The sequence below is a fragment of the Nonomuraea insulae genome (assembly GCF_042656245.1).
The window spans coordinates 381,527-398,025 of record NZ_JBHSPA010000023.1 but is presented as its reverse complement, the minus strand read 5'-3'; the positions used below and the strand labels follow the sequence as shown (position 1 = coordinate 398,025).

General features: G+C 68.7%; 8 protein-coding genes. 1 reads left to right on the top strand and 7 read right to left on the bottom strand.

From position 1 onward, the window contains the following. Positions 1-50: 50 nt before the first annotated feature. Genes ACFPZ3_RS19505 through ACFPZ3_RS19490 form a run of 4 tightly spaced genes read right to left on the bottom strand, consistent with a single transcriptional unit; the run spans position 51 to position 4,413 of the window. Entirely contained in the window at positions 51-1,367 is a 1,317-nt protein-coding gene (locus ACFPZ3_RS19505; RefSeq protein WP_379515565.1) for a sulfatase-like hydrolase/transferase, read from the bottom strand. After that, positions 1,364-2,209 carry a carbohydrate ABC transporter permease gene (locus tag ACFPZ3_RS19500; protein ID WP_379515564.1) on the bottom strand — a complete coding sequence of 282 codons (846 nt, stop codon included), beginning with the start codon at positions 2,207-2,209 and terminating at the stop codon, positions 1,364-1,366. The genes ACFPZ3_RS19505 and ACFPZ3_RS19500 overlap by 4 nt, the downstream gene beginning before the upstream one ends. Next, positions 2,206-3,111, bottom strand: a complete 906-nt coding sequence (locus tag ACFPZ3_RS19495; protein ID WP_379515563.1) for a carbohydrate ABC transporter permease — start codon at positions 3,109-3,111, stop codon at positions 2,206-2,208. Before ACFPZ3_RS19495 ends, ACFPZ3_RS19500 begins: the two co-directional genes overlap by 4 nt. Before the next feature lie 9 nt (positions 3,112-3,120). Further along, on the bottom strand, positions 3,121-4,413 hold the full coding sequence (locus ACFPZ3_RS19490; RefSeq protein WP_379515562.1) for an ABC transporter substrate-binding protein: 1,293 nt from the start codon (positions 4,411-4,413) through the stop codon (positions 3,121-3,123). Between the two features lie 156 nt (positions 4,414-4,569). On the opposite strand from ACFPZ3_RS19490, the gene ACFPZ3_RS19485 reads away from it, so the two are divergent. After that, on the top strand, positions 4,570-5,805 hold the full coding sequence (locus tag ACFPZ3_RS19485; protein ID WP_379515561.1) for an ROK family transcriptional regulator: 1,236 nt from the start codon (positions 4,570-4,572) through the stop codon (positions 5,803-5,805). 112 nt (positions 5,806-5,917) lie between these two features. On the opposite strand, the gene ACFPZ3_RS19480 is transcribed toward ACFPZ3_RS19485, so the two are convergent. From ACFPZ3_RS19480 to ACFPZ3_RS19470, 3 genes are all read right to left on the bottom strand, one after another. Further along, positions 5,918-6,268: a hypothetical protein gene (locus ACFPZ3_RS19480; RefSeq protein WP_379515560.1), complete on the bottom strand. Its 351-nt coding sequence runs from the start codon at positions 6,266-6,268 to the stop codon at positions 5,918-5,920. A gap of 110 nt (positions 6,269-6,378) precedes the next feature. Then, positions 6,379-15,408 carry a SpvB/TcaC N-terminal domain-containing protein gene (locus ACFPZ3_RS19475; RefSeq protein ID WP_379515559.1) on the bottom strand — a complete coding sequence of 3,010 codons (9,030 nt, stop codon included), beginning with the start codon at positions 15,406-15,408 and terminating at the stop codon, positions 6,379-6,381. Between the two features lie 313 nt (positions 15,409-15,721). Further along, on the bottom strand, positions 15,722-16,474 hold the full coding sequence (locus ACFPZ3_RS19470) for a DUF2306 domain-containing protein (protein WP_379515558.1): 753 nt from the start codon (positions 16,472-16,474) through the stop codon (positions 15,722-15,724). Positions 16,475-16,499 lie beyond the last annotated feature (25 nt).

Genomic DNA, 16,499 nt, shown 5'->3' with positions numbered 1-16,499 from the left:
CTCCTGAAGAAGAATGGGGCATTGGAGGGCTAAAGAGGCCTGCTCGCGGCTTAAGAGGCCTGCTCGCGGCGCCAACCGTCGCAGCGCTCCGCCCAGCGTTCGAGCTCCTCGCGCATCCGGCGGAACCGTTCCGGGTGGGCCCGCGACAGGTCGCGCTGCTCGCCGGGGTCGTCGACGAGGTCGTAGAGGCCTTCGGGCACGGCTACGTCAGCCCGCATGCTCTCGCAGGCGTTCAGCACCGCCTTCCAGCGGCCCTGCCGGGCGGCGAGCTGCCCCTCGTACTCCCAGAACAGCAGGCGATCGGGTCCGGACTCGCCGCTCCTGAGCAGCGGCAGGACCGACCTGCCGTCGATCGTCTCGTCGGCGGGCGCGACGCCGTCCACGGCCTCCAGTACGGTCGGCACGACGTCGGACATGCTGCCGATCACCTCGCCCGGCAGGCCGGCCGGGATCCCGGCGGGCCAGGAGATCATGGCGGGCACCCGGATGCCGCCCTCGAAGAGCGAGCCCTTGTGGCCGCGCAGTCCGCCGGCCGAGCCGCCGTCGTAGGAGACCTCCTCGCCGTCGAGCCAGTTGCGCTCCTCGATCGACGGGCCGTTGTCGGAGGACATGAAGACGATCGTGTTCTCGCGCAGGCCGAGGCGGTCGAGTGCGTCGAGGATCGTCGCGACGCCGTCGTCCATGGCCTTCACCATCGCCGCCATCATGCGGCGGCCGGTGGGCAGGTGGGCGAACTGCTCCATGTACTCTTCCGGCGCGTGCATGGGGTAGTGCGGGGCGTTGAACGGCACGTAGCAGAAGAACGGGCGTCCGGCGTTGCGCTCGATGAAGTCGGCGGCCCTGCGCGCGATGACCGTGGTGAGGTACTCGCCGTTCAGCCAGACCTCGTCCTCGCCCTCCCACAGGTCGTGGATCGGGGTGTGCGCGCCCCAGTAGTAGATGTGCGAGTAGTAGTCGACGCAGCCCGCGCGGAAACCGAAGTGCTCGTCGAAGCCACGCCGGAGCGGGCCGTAGGCCGGGTCGGCGCCCAGGTGCCACTTGCCGAAGATGCCGGTGGCGTAGCCGCGCTCGCGCAGGCCGTCGGCGAGAGTCGGCTGCGGCGGCAGCCCCGCGGTGCGCCGCGTCCCGCCGAGGATCGCCTCCACGCCGGCGTGCGCGGGGTGGCGGCCGGTGAGGAGCGAGGCGCGGGAGGGTGAGCAGACGGGCGCGTTCGAGTACCACTGGGGCAGGCGGACCCCGGAGGCGGCGAGCCCGTCGAGCGCCGGGGTGTCGAAGTCGTCGGCGCCGAAGCAGCCGAGGTCGCCCCAGCCCAGGTCGTCGGCGTAGATGATGACCACATTCGGGCCATCGGTGGTGGTCGGGTTCATTCCTTGACACTCCCAGCGGCCATTCCGGCGACGAGTCGCTTCTGTACGACGGAGAAGAGCACGATGGTGGGGATGGTGGCCACCGTCGCCGCGGCCATGATCATCCCCCAGTCGCTGGCGTATTCACCGAAGAACGACGAGAGCCCCACCTGCACCGTCTTCAGCTTCTCGCTCGTCATCAGCACGCTCGCGAAGAAGTACTCCTCCCACGTCGCGATGAAGGTCGTGACGGTCACCGTGACGATGCCGGGCAGCGCGATCGGGAAGATGACCCGGAAGATGACGCCCAGGGTCGAGCAGCCGTCGATGCGCGCCGCCTCGTCGAGGACCCGGGGGATGGTGTTGAAGTAGCCCATCACCAGGTAGATCGCGAGCGGCAGCGTCATCGCGACGTACACGAGGATCAGGCCCACGTAGGAGTCGAGCAGGCCGATCTCGCCGAAGGCGATGTAGAGGGGGGTGATCAGCACCACGAAGGGCAGCAGTTGCGTCGCGATGACGACGACCAGGATCGTCTCCCGCAGCCGGAAGGAGAACCGCGACAGGGCGTAGCCCGCCAGGCTCGCCAGCACCACCGTGCACAGGGTGCTGACGCAGGAGACGAGCAGGCTGTTACCGATGTACCGGGCGAAGCCGGAGCCCTGGAACAGCCGGGCGTAGGCGCCGAAGCCCAGCCCGTCGAAGTACCGGCTCCACGGGACCTGGGCCGCGAGCGCGGTCGCCGGTCGCAGCGAGGTGAAGACCATCCAGAGCACGGGGAAGACGATCACGAGCAGGATGGCGAAGGTCGGCAGGATCACGAGGAGATCCCGCGGGCGTCGCCTGGCCGCGTCGGGTCTCATGCGGGACGTCCTTCCCGGTCGCTCGTCACGCGCAGGTAGACCAGGGCGAAGACCGCCATCAGCGCCGTCATGACCATGCCGATCGCGGCTCCCTCACCGAGGCTGTTGGCGACGAACGCGGCGGAGTAGAGCTGCGTCGCGAGCACCTGCGTGTAGGTGCCCGGGCCGCCACCTGTCGACAGCCAGACGTAGACGAAGTTGTTGAAGGTCTGGATCACGGTCATGAGGACGACGACGGTGATGACGGGCCGCAGGTTGGGCAGCGTCACGTGGAGGAAGGTCTGCCGGCGTCCCGCGGAGTCGATCGCGGCGGCCTCGTACTGCTCCTTCGGGATGGACTGCAGGCCCGCCATCATCACGACCACGACGAAGGGCAGCTCGCGCCAGACGATGATCGCGATCACCGACCACCACACGGTGCTCGTCTGGGCCAGGAAGGGCACGCCCTCCGACAGGATGTGCGTGCCGACGAGGAACTGGTTGAGGACCCCGGTGTTGGCATCGAAGATCCATTTCCAGCAGGCGACCGCGACGACCGGCGGAACCATCCACGGCACGAGGACGAGGGTGCGGCACACGCCCCGCAGGCCCCACCGGTGGAGCACCGGGCTCTGCAGCAGGAGCGCGAGCGCCATTCCGAGCACGAGCCGGATGGCCACAGTGACGGCGGTCAGCCAGAACGCCGTGTTGATCGCGGCCGAGCCGATCTCCGGGTCCGTGAAGATCGAGGCGAAGTTCTCCAGCCCCACCCACACGGCGTCACCGGGCGTGTCATAAGGGGTCAGCTCCTGGAACGCCAGGATCACGTTGTAGACACTCGGGAACGCGAAGAGCGCTCCGATGACGATGAGAGCGGGCAGGGTCAGCGCGTACGGCCGCCGGCCCGCGGAAGGGGATGCCATCTGCGTCACTCAGCCCTTCAGTCCTTCGGCCAGCCCGTCGAGGATGGCGGCGGCGGCCTGCGAACTCGTCGACTGGCCCGAGTAGACGGCGGAGAAGCGCTGGTTGACGAGCAGTTGGATCGAGGCGATCGTCATCTCCGAGCCGATGTAGCGCGCGAACGAGCGGGAGTGCGGCAGCTGGTCGACGTAGCCCTGCTGCGCCTTGGGCACCGGCAACTCGGTGAGGGTCTTGGCGGAGGCGGGGTACTGGCCGTAGGTCTTGAAGGTCGTGGCGCTGACCAGGTATTTGACGACCGACCACGCCTCCGCCGGGTGCTCGGTGTTGCGGTTGATGCCGAGCGCGCGGCCGCCGAGGTGCGTGGCGCCGTCGGTCAGGCCCGACGGCATCGGGGCGGTCATCAGCGTCGTGCCGGCGGTCTCCGCCTGCCGGTGGACCGTGCCGAACGTCGAGGGCGGCGCATAGCTCATCGCGCAGGAGCCGGTCGCCAGGGCGTTGGCGATGGTGGGGTCGCTGTAGTCCTGCACCGCCTGGTTCGCCTTCGGCGCGGCACCGGTGGCGAACAGGTCGGCGAAGTACTGGATCGCGGCGGTGAGCGAGGCAGGGGAGACGCCGGTCTGCCACCTGCCCGAGGAGTCCTTCCGAACGAGCGCGCCGCCGTGCGACCAGAGGTAGTAGTTGATCGCGAACCACTGGGCGCTCGTCGCGGAGCCGGAGGCGGGGAAGCAGAAGCCGCTGGTCTTGCCCGAGCTCGATGAGCTGATCTGCTTCGCGTCGGTCGCGAGCTGCTCCCAGGTGGTGGGCGGGCTCTTGATGCCGGCGGCGGACAGCGCCTTGGGGTTGTAGACGAGCGCCATGGTGTCGGCCGTCCAGGGGATGGCCCACGTCTTGCCGCCGACGCTGACCATGTCCGTGGCGAGCAGGCTCTTCGTGCCTCCGGGCAGCGGGTCCTTGGCCAGGTAGTCGTCCAGGGGCAGCAGGATCCTCGGTCTGGCGAGGAAGGCCACGTCGGTGTAGCCGATCTGGTCGATGTCGGGCCCCGACCCGGAGTTGGCCTCGCGGGCGAACTGCTGCACGTTGTTGGGGCTCAGGGTCTGCATCTCGACCTGGACGCGCGGGTTGCTCTTGTTCCACGCGTCGATCGCGGTGGCGAGGCCGCCGACCTCACTCTCCGGATCGAACTGACGGAAGATCAGGGTCACGGTGCCGGGTTCGGATTCGGAATCGGAGTCCGAGCAGGCGGCGAGCGAAACGACGAGACAGCTCAACATTGCGGCGGCTACGGCTGGTTTCGCGAACTTCATACTGCTTCTCCTCCAGGGCGACTCACCCGCCGCCATGGGCACCAGACGCTAACACAATCAAATTGATTTACAAGGGTTGTGCCGGCGCCCGAGGATCTGTAGCGTGCACGCGGGTACGAGCGGCGGCGCTGGCCGTCGAAATCGTGGAGGAGCAGGATGAAACGGCGGGGATCGAACCTTCCTCGCGTTGGCGACTACAACCAGCTGCTCGTGCTCGACCTGGTACGACGCAGCCAGAACATCAGCCGTGTCGAGCTGTCGGAGCTCACCGGTCTGTCGACGCAGACCGTCTCCAACATCTGCGCTCGCCTGGTCGCCGCGGGACTCATCGAGCCCGCCGGCCGCGTGGAGGCCGACACGGGGGCGCGCCGGACGATGTTCAGAGTGGTCCCGCGGGGCCAATACTCGGTCGGGTTGCACATCGATCCGGCCCGGATGACGCTGGTGCTCCTCAACCTGGCCGGTGAGGTGGAAGAGCGGGCCTCGATCGAGACCCCGACCACGCACGGCCCCGATGACGTGCTCCAGGCGATCGTCGACGCCTTCGCCGACCTCGTGGACCGCCAGGAGATCGGGTTGGGGCGGGTGTCCGGCCTCGGCGTCTCCGCCCCCGGGCCCATCATGGCGGACTCCGGCTCCCTCGTCGGGCCGCCCAATCTCCGCGGCTGGGGCGTCGTACGGCTCCGCGACGAGCTCGAAAGCCGCGTCGGCCTCCCGGTCGTGCTGGAGAAGGACACCATCGCCGCCGCCACGGGGGAGCACTGGGCCGGCGGCGGCACGCTCTCCAACTTCGCCTTCATCTATCTCGGCACCGGAATCGGTGCGGGCATCGTGCTGGGCGGCGAGGTGATGCGCGGCGCGTCCGACAACCTCGGCGAGATCGGCCACCTCAGCGGCGATCCCGACGGGGTGCGGTGCTACTGCGGCGGCCGTGGTTGCATCTCGATCACCTCCGCGCCCCTCCACCTCGTGTCCGCGGCCGTCGACGCCGGCACGATCCCGGCCGTGGATCTCGGCGATCCGCTGGCCGTCGAGACCGCGCTCGGCCGTCTCTGCGCCCTCGCCGACGGAGGCGAGGAGTCGGCGGCGGCCATCGTCGAAAGGTCGGCGCGCGCCTTGGGCCGCATCGCCGGCAAGCTCGCCAACGTGCTGGACCTCGACGCCGTCGTCCTGGGCGGCCCGAACTGGTCCGCGCTGTCGCGGACCTACATGCGGATCATGCCCTCCATCGCCGCCTCGCTGCTCACCGTGAGAGACGTGCACACGGTCGAGGTACGCGGCACGACCCTGGGGGAGGACGCGGGCGCCATCGGCGCGGCCTCGCTGGTCATGTCATCCATGGCTTCGGCGCGCACCGACCACTTGACCCTCCCGCCGGGTCTGTCCCGATAGACGGCTCCATCGGGAGATGTCGGGAACCGTGCCCAGTTGCACGGTGCCGTCCGGCAGGCCGGCCGTGGAGACGCTGAGCACGCTGCCGTTGCCGTCCACCAGTTCGGCGGTGTCACTCGCTGACGAGGATCTCGCCGACCCGCTCTTCCTTGAGCACCCTCGCGGAAAAGCCGGAGAATTCGAGAATGGCGATGATCGCGGTGTTCATCGCCCGCTCGGTGTTCTTCAGCTCCCGCACCTGGGGGTCGCTCAGCAGCCGGTCGATGGGAACGTGCTTGAAATGTTCGTTCACCATCGGGTGGACGCGCCATTTGAGAAACACCTCGGGCGGAAGTCGCTCAGCGTCCTCGATTTCCAGGTAAACGCCACAGGAAAGAGCGTCATCGAACGTCGCCGCGATGGGCAGACCGGCTCTGGCCAGGGTGGACTTGACCTTCTCCGCGAGGATCCGATGCTCGAGCAATGCCGCCCTCCGCAGGCAGTCGATCTCAACGGAGCCAGCGTAGCAAGACGTAGGGCCGGCGGCCCGCGGACGCCGGCCCTACGACGGGTCACCGGGCAGAGGGAATCAGCCTAGAAGCCGAAGGCTTTGCCCAGCATTTCTTTCAGTCGGGTGTTCGACTGGGTGTTTATCAGGTTCCCCAGCTCGGTATTCGGATCCCCCCAGGGGACCGAGAAGCTGACCGACGCGTCGTCGGCCATATGCGGGCCGAGCCGGCCACTGCACCGGGGGCACGGCTGTCGTTCGGAGTACAGCTCAAGGATCTTCTGGCCCGGCTTCAACTGCGCGAGAATGTCGTCCTCGGAGTGGAGGGGATCGCCATTGCTCCGGCCGAAGAGCGGCTTGTCCGATCCGGAGACCCGCGCCACCGCGACGTTCCGGCCGGACGTGCCCATCTTCTCGCTCTTCCGGAATTCGAAGGCCATGCTGGCCAGGCCGCCGCTGTTGACGCGGACCTCGGTCCCGATCGGGCATGGGCCGCTGTTGTGGACGAGGACCGGTGTGGCGCCCGCCAGAACGTAGAAGGTGTGGAGGTCGTCGACGGTCAGGTTGTGGACCCGTTGTTCCGCGGTCCGCTTGCTGATCGCGTCCACCTGGACGTACGTGCCTGCGGACGTGCGGAGCAACATGCCGGCCTTGAGCTCCCCGGCATCGACCCAGCGGTTCAGCTTCTCCACCCAGAAGGGGTGTCCGTCGGTCGCGGTGATGCCGGCGGTCTTGCCGCCGCGGTCGCCGTCGATGTCGACGGATATCTCGACCAGGTTCTTGTCGCCCTCACCGAGGATGAGGTCGGTGACGAGCCTGGGCTCGCTCTGGTCGGTCTCGGGGTCGGTGGCCAGGACCTTGTCGCCGACCTCGACCTCTTCGATCGGCTTGGTGGTGCCGTCGGCCATCAGCACCTCGGTGCCCGGTGTGAAGCTGTTCAGGCAGCCACCGGATTTGCCCCATCTCTGACGGGCCGCGTCGTAGAGGTCGCCGGTCTTCTCGGCGGCCCAGTTGGTGACGCGCCGGCCGACCTGGGTGTTGCCGACCCACTCGGCGCTGCGTTCGACCACTCTCAGTTTGCCGAGCGTGGCTTCCGCGCCTGCTTCGGCCAGGGCCCAGCCTGCCTCGGTGGCGCCTTCCTGCCAGGTCTTGCGGCCCTCCGAGATGTCGTTGACCGTGCCGGCGATCGTTCTCGCGCCCTGGTAGGCGCTGTAGGCGGTCATGCCCCACATGACGCCCTTGCCGATCAGGATGGCGGCGGGGACCAGGAAGACGAGGTTACCGTCGGGGTCGGTGTTCTGGACGGGGTTGTTATAGCCGTAGCTGTAGAGGTTGAGGTTGCCGGGGTTGTAGACGCCGTCGTTGCCGTCGCCGTTCAGATAGTCGTCGATGACGGGGTCGGCGGACTTCCACAGGCCCAGGCGGGGGTCGTAGTAGCGGGAGCCGTGGTAGTAGTAGCCGGTTTCCGGGTCGAGTTCCTTGCCGGTGAACTGGTACGGGTTGGGCTGGCCGGGGCTCTCCTCGACCCAGGTCTCACCGCCGGGGAAGTAGTTGAGGTGTTCGGCCAGTCGGCCGGTGCCGTCGGTGCCGAAGGTGGTGGAGCCGATCTGGTCACCGTGGTAGAAGAATTGGTCCTTCTCGAACGAGGCACCCGGCTTGGAGGTCTTCGTGGCGATACGAGTGGTGCCGATGAAGACGTTTTTGTACTCGGTCTGGTTGCGGGCCGTGTAGTTCTGGTTCGGGTACAGCGTGGTCTGGGAGCCGTCCTTGACGACCCGCTGGCCCTGGCTGTCGTAGGTGAAGCGGACCGTGGGCGGCTTGTGGTCGTCCTTGCAGGCCGACGGGTCCTGCGACTGGGTGTCGTTCTTGGTGGTGTCGTGCACGCAGGCCAGACGGTTGTCCTCGTCCCAGATCAGCTGACGGCGGGGTTTGCCCGGCAGGTCGGAGTTCTGGTCGATGAGGTTGCCGTTGTCGTCGTACCGCATGTCGTGCGGGCCGATGTCGGTGGGCGCGTGCGGGCGGGAGCCGAAGCTGTAGACGTGGGAGTAGGTGGTGTCCTGCTGCACCTGCTCGCTGCCGTTGCTCGCGACGATGGCGTGCCGCTGTTGCTTGCCGACGATGTTGTGGATGGTGTCGTACGTGGTGCGGGAGGCGTAGGTGTCGGTCTTCTGGGCGTCCGGCGTGTACCCGCCCTGGGCCTGGGTCAGCCGGTAGAGGTTGTCGTAGATGAAGGTCTGCGTGGACGGCCCGCCGAACTTGGGCGTCGTGGACGAGTCGGGAATGTTGGTGTCGTTCTGCAGCCGGGTGATATTTCCGACGTCGTCGTAGCTGTAGCGGTAGCGCTGGAACTCGTACCCCGTGGGCAGGGTGGAGTTGAGCAGCGCGAGGCTCCGGTCGGCGGCGTCGTAGGTGAAGGTGGTCGTCGTGCCGTTGCCCAGTGAGACGCGGGTACGCTGCTCGAACTTGTCGTACTGCATGTCGCGCAGATACGGGTAGGTGTAGCCGCCCTTGACGCCGGAGGCCGAGATCACCTGTCCGCCGGAGTCGTAGCCGTAGCTCAGGACCTCCCCGTCGGGGTAGGTGAGCTGGAGCACCCGGCCGAAGCTGTCGTAGCGGTATCCCGTGGTGAAGGTCTTGGGGTGATAGCCGGGCCCGGGCAGCGTCTTGGTCTCCGAGACGATCTCACCGAGCGCCCCGTACTGGCGGGTGGTCACTCCGCCGGCGTCCTCGATCTTGGTCAGCCGGCCCGCCGCGTTGTACTGCGCGCCTGGCGCGCCGTAGGTGTAGCGGACGTCGTTGTCCTGGAAGATCGGATAGTCGACCGAGACCAGCCGGTTGAAGTCGTAGTCGTAGGTGATCTTCTTGTTCCGGTCGGCCAGGTTGGCGGTGACCTTGCTGGTCATGTTGCCGGCGAGGTCGTAGCCCGTGGTGGTCCGGCCGGAGTCGGGGCTGGTCACCGTCGTGCGGCGGCCGAAGTCGTCGTAGGCGGTGGTGGTGTGGTTGCTCTTGTCGTCGGTGACCTTGGTGATCTGGCCGAGCGGGTCGTAGGCGTAGCTCGTCCAGATCGGCGGCCCGCCGTTCACCGCGCTCGGCTCGCGTACGGAGGTGATCTGCTCCCGCACGTCGGTGAAGGTGGTCTTGGTGTTGCCCTCGGCGTCGGTGACCGCGGTCGAGAACTGCCGCGTGCCTGAGCGGTCGGCGCCGAAGCCGTAGGCCGTGGTGCTGCCCGTCCCGTCCGGCAGGACGGTCCCCACCAGCCTGTCCAGGATGTCGTAGTCGTGCTCGGTCGGGTACACCCTGTCGAAGGCCGGGTTGAACGCGATGTTGCCCGCGCCCTTCGGCTCGCTGACCGGGTAGTACTGGTCGGCCGTGCGGCCGAACTCGTCGAAGACCAGCCGGCCGGAGACCGTCATCGCGTCGACGCCGCCGATCCTGGCGTCCTTCTTGACCTGCACGACCCGGGCCAGACCGTCGGTGAAGGTGACGGTGTCGATGGTGTCGGCCTTGACCGATCCGTCCGTGGCCCGGTCCAGGTGGCGGGTGGTGGCGTAGGGGACCGTGGCCTCGGGGTGGTAGTCGAAGGCGATGGTCGGCTTGCCCGCCGTGTGGTCGAGCGGTCCCGTCACGGTGGCGATCCGGCCGGCGTTGTCGTAGGTGTAGATCACCCGCTGGTTGTTGGTGTCGACGGAGGTCTCGGTCTCGCCGAACTTGAGGTTGAAGGTGGCCGAGGACTCATAGCCGTAGCTGTCCCGGGTCGAGATGACGTACGTGCCGGTCACCGCGTCGTAGCCGTAGGTCAGCTTGTAGCGCTGTCCCCGGTGGTTGGCCGGCCCGGTCAGCGTCGCCAGCGTGCCGCCGGGGTTGTAGGTCGCGTCGGTCACCGCGATCGGCCCGCTGTCCTCCAGCTTGGCCCGATGCCGGGTCAGGTTGCCGGTGGCGCAGTCGATGTCGGCCTCGCTGCGCCGCATCACCTTGCCGCCGCCACGTGCTTCGGACTTGTTGGCGGCGCCGACAAGGTAGGTCTCGGCGCAGTTGGTGTAGCCGGTGGTGGCGACCACGTCGTCGGCGCTGCCGCTCTCGCCGTAGTCGGTGGTCTTGGTGACGTTGCCGAGGTCGTCGTAGACCGTCTCGGTGCGGGTCTGCTTGCCCGGCTCGTTCTGGCCCTCGTACCTGCGCTGATCCGTGCGGACCAGCATGGGGAAGATCACCGCGGTGGTGCTGCCGCCGTCGCCGGGCCTGCCGGTGGCGACGTCGCGCAACTCGTAGGTGTGCAGCGTCTCGGTGAACGGCTTGCCCTGGCCGTCGGCCGTGAGCGCACGGGTGACCAGGCCGCGCGTGTAGTGGCCGCTGGTGTCGTACTCGGAGGTGAGGGTCCGGTAGACGCCGCCGTTCTGGTCGCGAACCTGCGTCTTCACCGTGCCGTAACCGTAGAACTCGCGCTCCAGCCGGTCGTACACGCCGCCCGCGTAGTCGAAGGTGACGTGCTGGACGTCCGGCCCGTCCCCGGCCAGGCCGTCGTTGGTCCTGACCGAGCTCAGCACGAACCGCGAACCCGGCTGATCGTAGGTGTTGCCGTCACGGGCGTAGTCCAGCTCGACGGTCGAGCCCAGCGGCCGTTTGACGGACTTGAGAAGGTTGGTCCTGCCGGTCTGGTTGGCCGCCACCGTGAGCTGGTTGTCCGCGCTGGAGGCCAGGTGGTCGGCGAACCCGTCGCCGTTGATGTCGCGGATCATCTGCGCGGCGCGCGAGGCCCCGGTGGAGGTGTCGGCGCCGGGGTTGATGATGACGAACCCGCCGATCCCGAAGGCGATCGGGATCGAGATGGTGAAGTACGCGCCGGCGCCCAGCCTGGCGTTGACGTCGCTGTTCACCCCGGACAGGCTGCCGGCGAAGTCGACAGGGGCGGCGAACCCGCTGCCGGTGTTGATCGCCACCTTGATCGGCGAGCCGGCGAAGACCCGGTCGGCCAGGCCGTCGCCGTTGACGTCCGCGAGCGCGGCCGAGCTGGTGCTGTCGCCCTGGTTGAGCGACGCGCCGCCGGCGAAGCCGTAGAAGTCGGTGTTGAAGCCGATGTTCACCCCGGAGTTGTCGCTGCTGCCGTCGTTCAGCGGCCCGCCGGGCCACGGCTCCGGCGCGGCGAATCGGTACCCGAGGTTCAGCGCCGCGCGCCCGTCCTCGAACACCCGGTCGGGCAGCCCGTCACCGTTGATGTCCATCAGGTCGGACTCGGCGTCGGAGGTCCCGGTGCCCAGGTTGCCGCCGATACCCAGCGGCGGCATGTCGTTGCCGGAGGAAGAGGTGTTGGCCGTGTTCGTCCCACTGGGCGCGGCGTCGCCGCGGCCGGTGGTGATCGTCCTGGCCGCGCTGCCGGCGCTGGCGTTGCCCGACACGTTGTCCGAGGAGCGCACGGTCCCGCCCGGCATGTCGCCGCGCGTCTCGCCGAGCACGCCGCTCGGGTCGGTGTACTGGATGCCGCCCGGGCCCACCACATCGGGGAACCTGTCGGCGTTCATGTCGAGATAGTCCAGCTCTCCGCTGGAGGTGCCGGTGGAGACGCTGCCGCCGACGGTGCCCACCCCTCCGCCGACGCTGCCGGTCACCGAGATCTGCTGCGAACGGGACATCCTCGGCACGGCGCGCGGGCCGGAGACGTCGGCGACCGCGGGCAGCCCGATCGCCTGCCCGCCCAGCCGCGAACTGGTCACCGTCGCACCGGAGATCCACAGGTCCTCACCGGAGGCCCAGCGGTTCCGGTCCGGCTGCGGCACGAAGAGGATGGCGTTCGGCGGGGTGACCTGCGGGTCCTGCTCGAACTCCGGCCGGTCCCGCACCGGATCGACGTCCTGGGGCAGTTGCGCCTGGACGTCCTCGACCTTCACCAGGTCGGCCTGCCGGATCGGCTGCGTGGCCCGATCGCCGTTGCCGTTGTAACCGACGTACGCCCAGCCTCGGTAGGGCCGCCCGTACACGCCCTCGGGCGCCGTGCTGTGCACGGTCGCCGCCTCCTCGACCCCGCCGACCAGCACCGACGCCCCGGTGAGCACCACCGGCGCCGTCGTGGTGAAGTCGAAGAACAGCTGATCGCCGGCGGCGGCCTCGACCTGGAGCGGCACCGGCTCGGCGCCCAGCGTGACGGCCTGCTTGGCCAGCAGGGCGCCCTGCTTCTTGACCGTGAAGATCACCTGGCCGGTGGCGCCCTCCGCGGCGACCGGCTGCGGCGTGACGGTGAGGGTCCCGGCGGCGGGCACCGCGTACGGCTGCGGCGGTGCGGTCGCGCTGGAGAGCGAATAGGTGTCGATGTCGTACGGCGCGCTGAACTCCTGCGCGAACTCGTCCGGTACGGGAGAGGCCTGCGCGTAGGCGGCCGTGGGCTTCCACGTCAGAGCGGTCACGTCGATCGGCGAGTCCGTCTTGATCCGCCACGACAGCGCCTGGCCCGTGGTGACCTGGATCGTCGCCGCCACCGGCACCTCACCGGTGAACGCGGCCGGCACCTGCTTCTCGAAGACGGTCTGACCGGCCCTGGCGATGACGACGGTGAGGTCGTCGGTGGTGGCCGCGGTCTTGGTGAGCGCGCCGCCCAAGGTCAGCGTGCCGTCCCTCGGCACCGAGACCGTGGCCGCCCGACCGGCCAGCGTGAAGTCCTCCGACGCGGTGTACGAGGTCAGCGACAGGCCGCTGGCGTCGGCCGTCTCCGGCAGGCCGGTGTAGGCGATCTTCGGATCCCAGGTCACCCGGTCGGCCGCGCCGTCCATGACCGAGCCGACCCGGAAGTACAGCTGCTCGCCCTTGCTGACCTGGATGGCGTCCACCCCTTGCGGGGCGTGCTCGGCATGGTCGGTGATCCTGGCCGACCACAACTCGGAGTTCTCGTGCTGAACGGCCACCCGCACCCCATCGGGGTCGGCGAAGGCCGGCAACTCGCCCTCGACCTCGGCCAGCCTGACCGCGCCTGTGACGCTGACCGTGCCGTCGAACGGCGCCGTCCACCGGCGCAAGGTGTCCACCAGCGGGAACGACTTCTTGCGCCGTTCGATGTCGGCCGAGTAGTCCGACAGCAGACCTTCCGCGTCCACCTCGCTGGACCCGACGGGAACAGGCGTGTCCGTCACCGCCCCGAACACCGGCACACCGTCCGCGCCGATCCGCCCGAACAGCACGCTCTCCCCATTGACCAGGTCGACGATGCCGTCGGCGTTGACGTCGCTGAAATACCGGTCCGTGGTGCTGATCGTGTCGACATAGTCGAGCTGGACCGCTCCGGCGCCCGGGTAGGCCTCCACGCCGACCGTGCGGGAGCTGGAGCTCTGCCCGAAGATCGCCGGCAGGTTCCGCAGCGGCGTGGTCTGCGCGGCGAAGCGGGGTTCGCCGCCGGGGCGTGAGAGGTTCTTGCGGAAGACGTATCCGCCGCCGCCCTCAAAGACCTTGTCAGGCAGGCTGTCGCCGTCCACGTCGACCAGCGCCAGCAGACCCTCGTCCGAGCTGCGGCTGAAGCCCGTCTTCACACCGACGGAGCGCGACTTGCTCGGTGTCGGCCCCCAGCCGACGTACAGGTGCCCGCCCACGCTGGTGGAGGTGTTGCCGTTGAGCGCGCCCGCCTCACCCGCGCCGGGCCGCACGCCGTTGACCAGCCCGTTGGACAGGCCGTCGTCCGGTGATGCCCAGTTCATCCGCTCGAACGCCGTGTACTTGCCGGTGGCGTCGCGGATGTCGTCGAAATAGCCCAGCTCGTGGCTGTTGAACAGCTTCCCGGCGGCGTCGTACTGCTGGATCGTCTTCAGCAGCGTCTTGTGGAAGGCCCCCTGCGTGTAGCCGAAGTCGTAGCGGCGGATCGGCTCGCCGCCCAGCCGCACCTCGACCCGGCGGAGCAGATCGGCCACCACGTGCTTGAACCCGCCCGACGCGTCGATCAGCACATCGGACCTGCGCGCCTCGGCCAGCTCGCGGTCCCGCACGAACGTCACGGAATACGGGCCGTCGGCGTCCTTGTCACCCGTGTAGGTGATCTTCTTCGGATAGAGCGCGCGGCCGACGACCGACCCGTTGCTCACCCCGGTGTCCTCGACGGTCGTGTGCTGGTAACGCATCGTGTTGCCGTTGAGGTCGCGCACCTCGCGCAGCGCCCAGGAGAAGATGTTGCCGGCGTCGTCGGCCAGCACGGCCCCTTCGCCGCCGTACAGCCAGCGTGTGCCGGACTTGTCGGTCACTTCCCAGCTGTAGGTCTTCGGCGAGTTCCCCTTGCGCACGACGCGCGCGAACTGCCCCTCCACCCGCTGGTGGAACACCTTGTCGGCGGTACGGGGCCGCGCCGCGCCCCGGTGCGCCACCGGGGTCAGCTGTTCCCCGCCGAACATGTACGTCTCGGTCTCGTTCCCGGCGGCGTAACGGGGCACACCCCACCGCGTGTCGATCGAGACCGACGGCACCGACAGGTCCCAGCCCACGCCCATCCAGCCGGTGACCGCCGCCGAGGAGTAGTCCACCGCCAGCGACGGCTCCATGCCCGCCCGGCCCGCCGGTAACTCGATCGGGTACGACAGCCGGGCCTCGCCGAGATCGTTGGCCGTCGGCGTGGCGATCTGGTTCACGTTCGACGACGGGTCGCCGGCCTGGATGCCGCTGATCTGCGTCGGGTCGAACGAGATCTGGTCCGGGCCCTCCGGCGGGTTCACCGTGGCGTTCACCATGTCGGTGAAGTGGTCGGTCTTGGAGACGATGAGCTGCTGCTCGGTGTCCACGGAGACGCGCACCAGCGCTCGCCAGCAACTGCCCTGCTCGTCGAAGAAGAAGGTCCGCACGTCCTGCGGGGTCAGCCCGGCCGTCTCCAACTCCGCCGCGTCGTACGGCAGGCTGATCGTGATGTCCTGCTCGAACTCGAACGGTGTCGGCATGAACCGGTAGCCGGCGCGCGGCCCCTCGGTCACGTTCTCCATCCCGGCGCCCAGCACCGGTAACTGCCCCTCGGCCAGGGGAGTGATCCCGATCTCCGTCTGCTCGTCCAGCGCCGTGGCGCCGATGCTCAGCCGGACGTCGTCGTACGTGATCGTCTGGGCCGTCTTGCCGTCGGCGCTGGCCAGGAAGGCCGGCCGGAGGGCCTCATGTTCGGGGGCTTTCAAGGGTGCCAGGGCCGGACTCGGCAGGCTCTGCGCCGGGGCCGGGGCACCGGGGATGCAGTCGGGTGAGACGGTCTGCGCGGCGGCGCTCCGCGACCCGGGTGCGAGCCCGGCCGCCGCCACGGCTAAACAGGTGAGCACGCATAAGACGCGCGAGGGCATACTGATCACGTTCACCACTCCAAGCTCGGGACGTGCACTGAGGGGGTGCAGGACTTGGCATAAGGGCGGCGTAAAGTGATCAGGGCCGCGTCTTATCGATACATCGATCACCGTCCGGTGTCCAGAGGCAAGGTTGGTCCCATGCGTACACGGTTCAGCGGCGCCCGCGGGACTTGGGCCTGCCGGTGTGGTTCGTGTACTCCAGCCACCACTCCGCGATCACCAGGTTGACGACCCAGCTCAGCCAGACACCGGCGGCCCCGATCGCCTCGATCATCGCCTGCTCGTCGCCGCCGTACGCGCTGTCCAGCCGCGGAAGCTGGATGAGGAGCAACACCCCGGCCCACACGCGGCTCGCGACGATGGACGTGGTCAGCGCGAAGCTGCGGATCATCCACCTGCGGTGCTCGGGGAAGCGCCGCTGCCGCGCCATCCGCCACCCGGCGACACCGGTGATCAGCCACACCACGCCCAGCATGGTGTTCCCGGTGTTCCCCCCGAACCCCGTGTGGCCGAACGGAGCCACCCCGAGCACGGCGATGCCGGCGGGGAAGACCCCGAGGAAGAAGTACGCCCGCCCCATCCAGCGGTGCACCCTGGGGAACGAGCCGCGGAACCACGGCCACACCTGGAAGCACCCGGCCAGCAGCGCCACCGTGCCGCAGATGATGTGAGTCACGAGCAGCGGATAGAAGAATGGCGGGGAACCTGCTACCTCGACCCGCGACTGCGCCGGATCGAAGGTGAGGTACGGCGGCACGAAGTACACCACGAAAGCGAGCATCGCGATGAACAGCGGAATGATCCAGCGAAGCTGGCGCCGTCGCTGTGGCCGTGCGGCCGGACGCGGCGCTCCCACCCCGCCCTCGTCGGGCATCCGGCCCGGTCCCCCCACCGTCGTGGCCACAGAAGCTCTCCTCATCGTCGTCGGG

What these genes read in the sequence shown, in the direction of transcription:
- ACFPZ3_RS19505 (WP_379515565.1), bottom strand. Translation starts at nt 1,367, where the DNA reads ATGAACCCGACCACCACCGATGGCCCGAATGTGGTCATCATCTACGCC.
- ACFPZ3_RS19500 (WP_379515564.1), bottom strand. Translation starts at nt 2,209, where the DNA reads ATGAGACCCGACGCGGCCAGGCGACGCCCGCGGGATCTCCTCGTGATC.
- ACFPZ3_RS19495 (WP_379515563.1), bottom strand. Translation starts at nt 3,111, where the DNA reads ATGGCATCCCCTTCCGCGGGCCGGCGGCCGTACGCGCTGACCCTGCCC.
- ACFPZ3_RS19490 (WP_379515562.1), bottom strand. Translation starts at nt 4,413, where the DNA reads ATGAAGTTCGCGAAACCAGCCGTAGCCGCCGCAATGTTGAGCTGTCTC.
- ACFPZ3_RS19485 (WP_379515561.1), top strand. Translation starts at nt 4,570, where the DNA reads ATGAAACGGCGGGGATCGAACCTTCCTCGCGTTGGCGACTACAACCAG.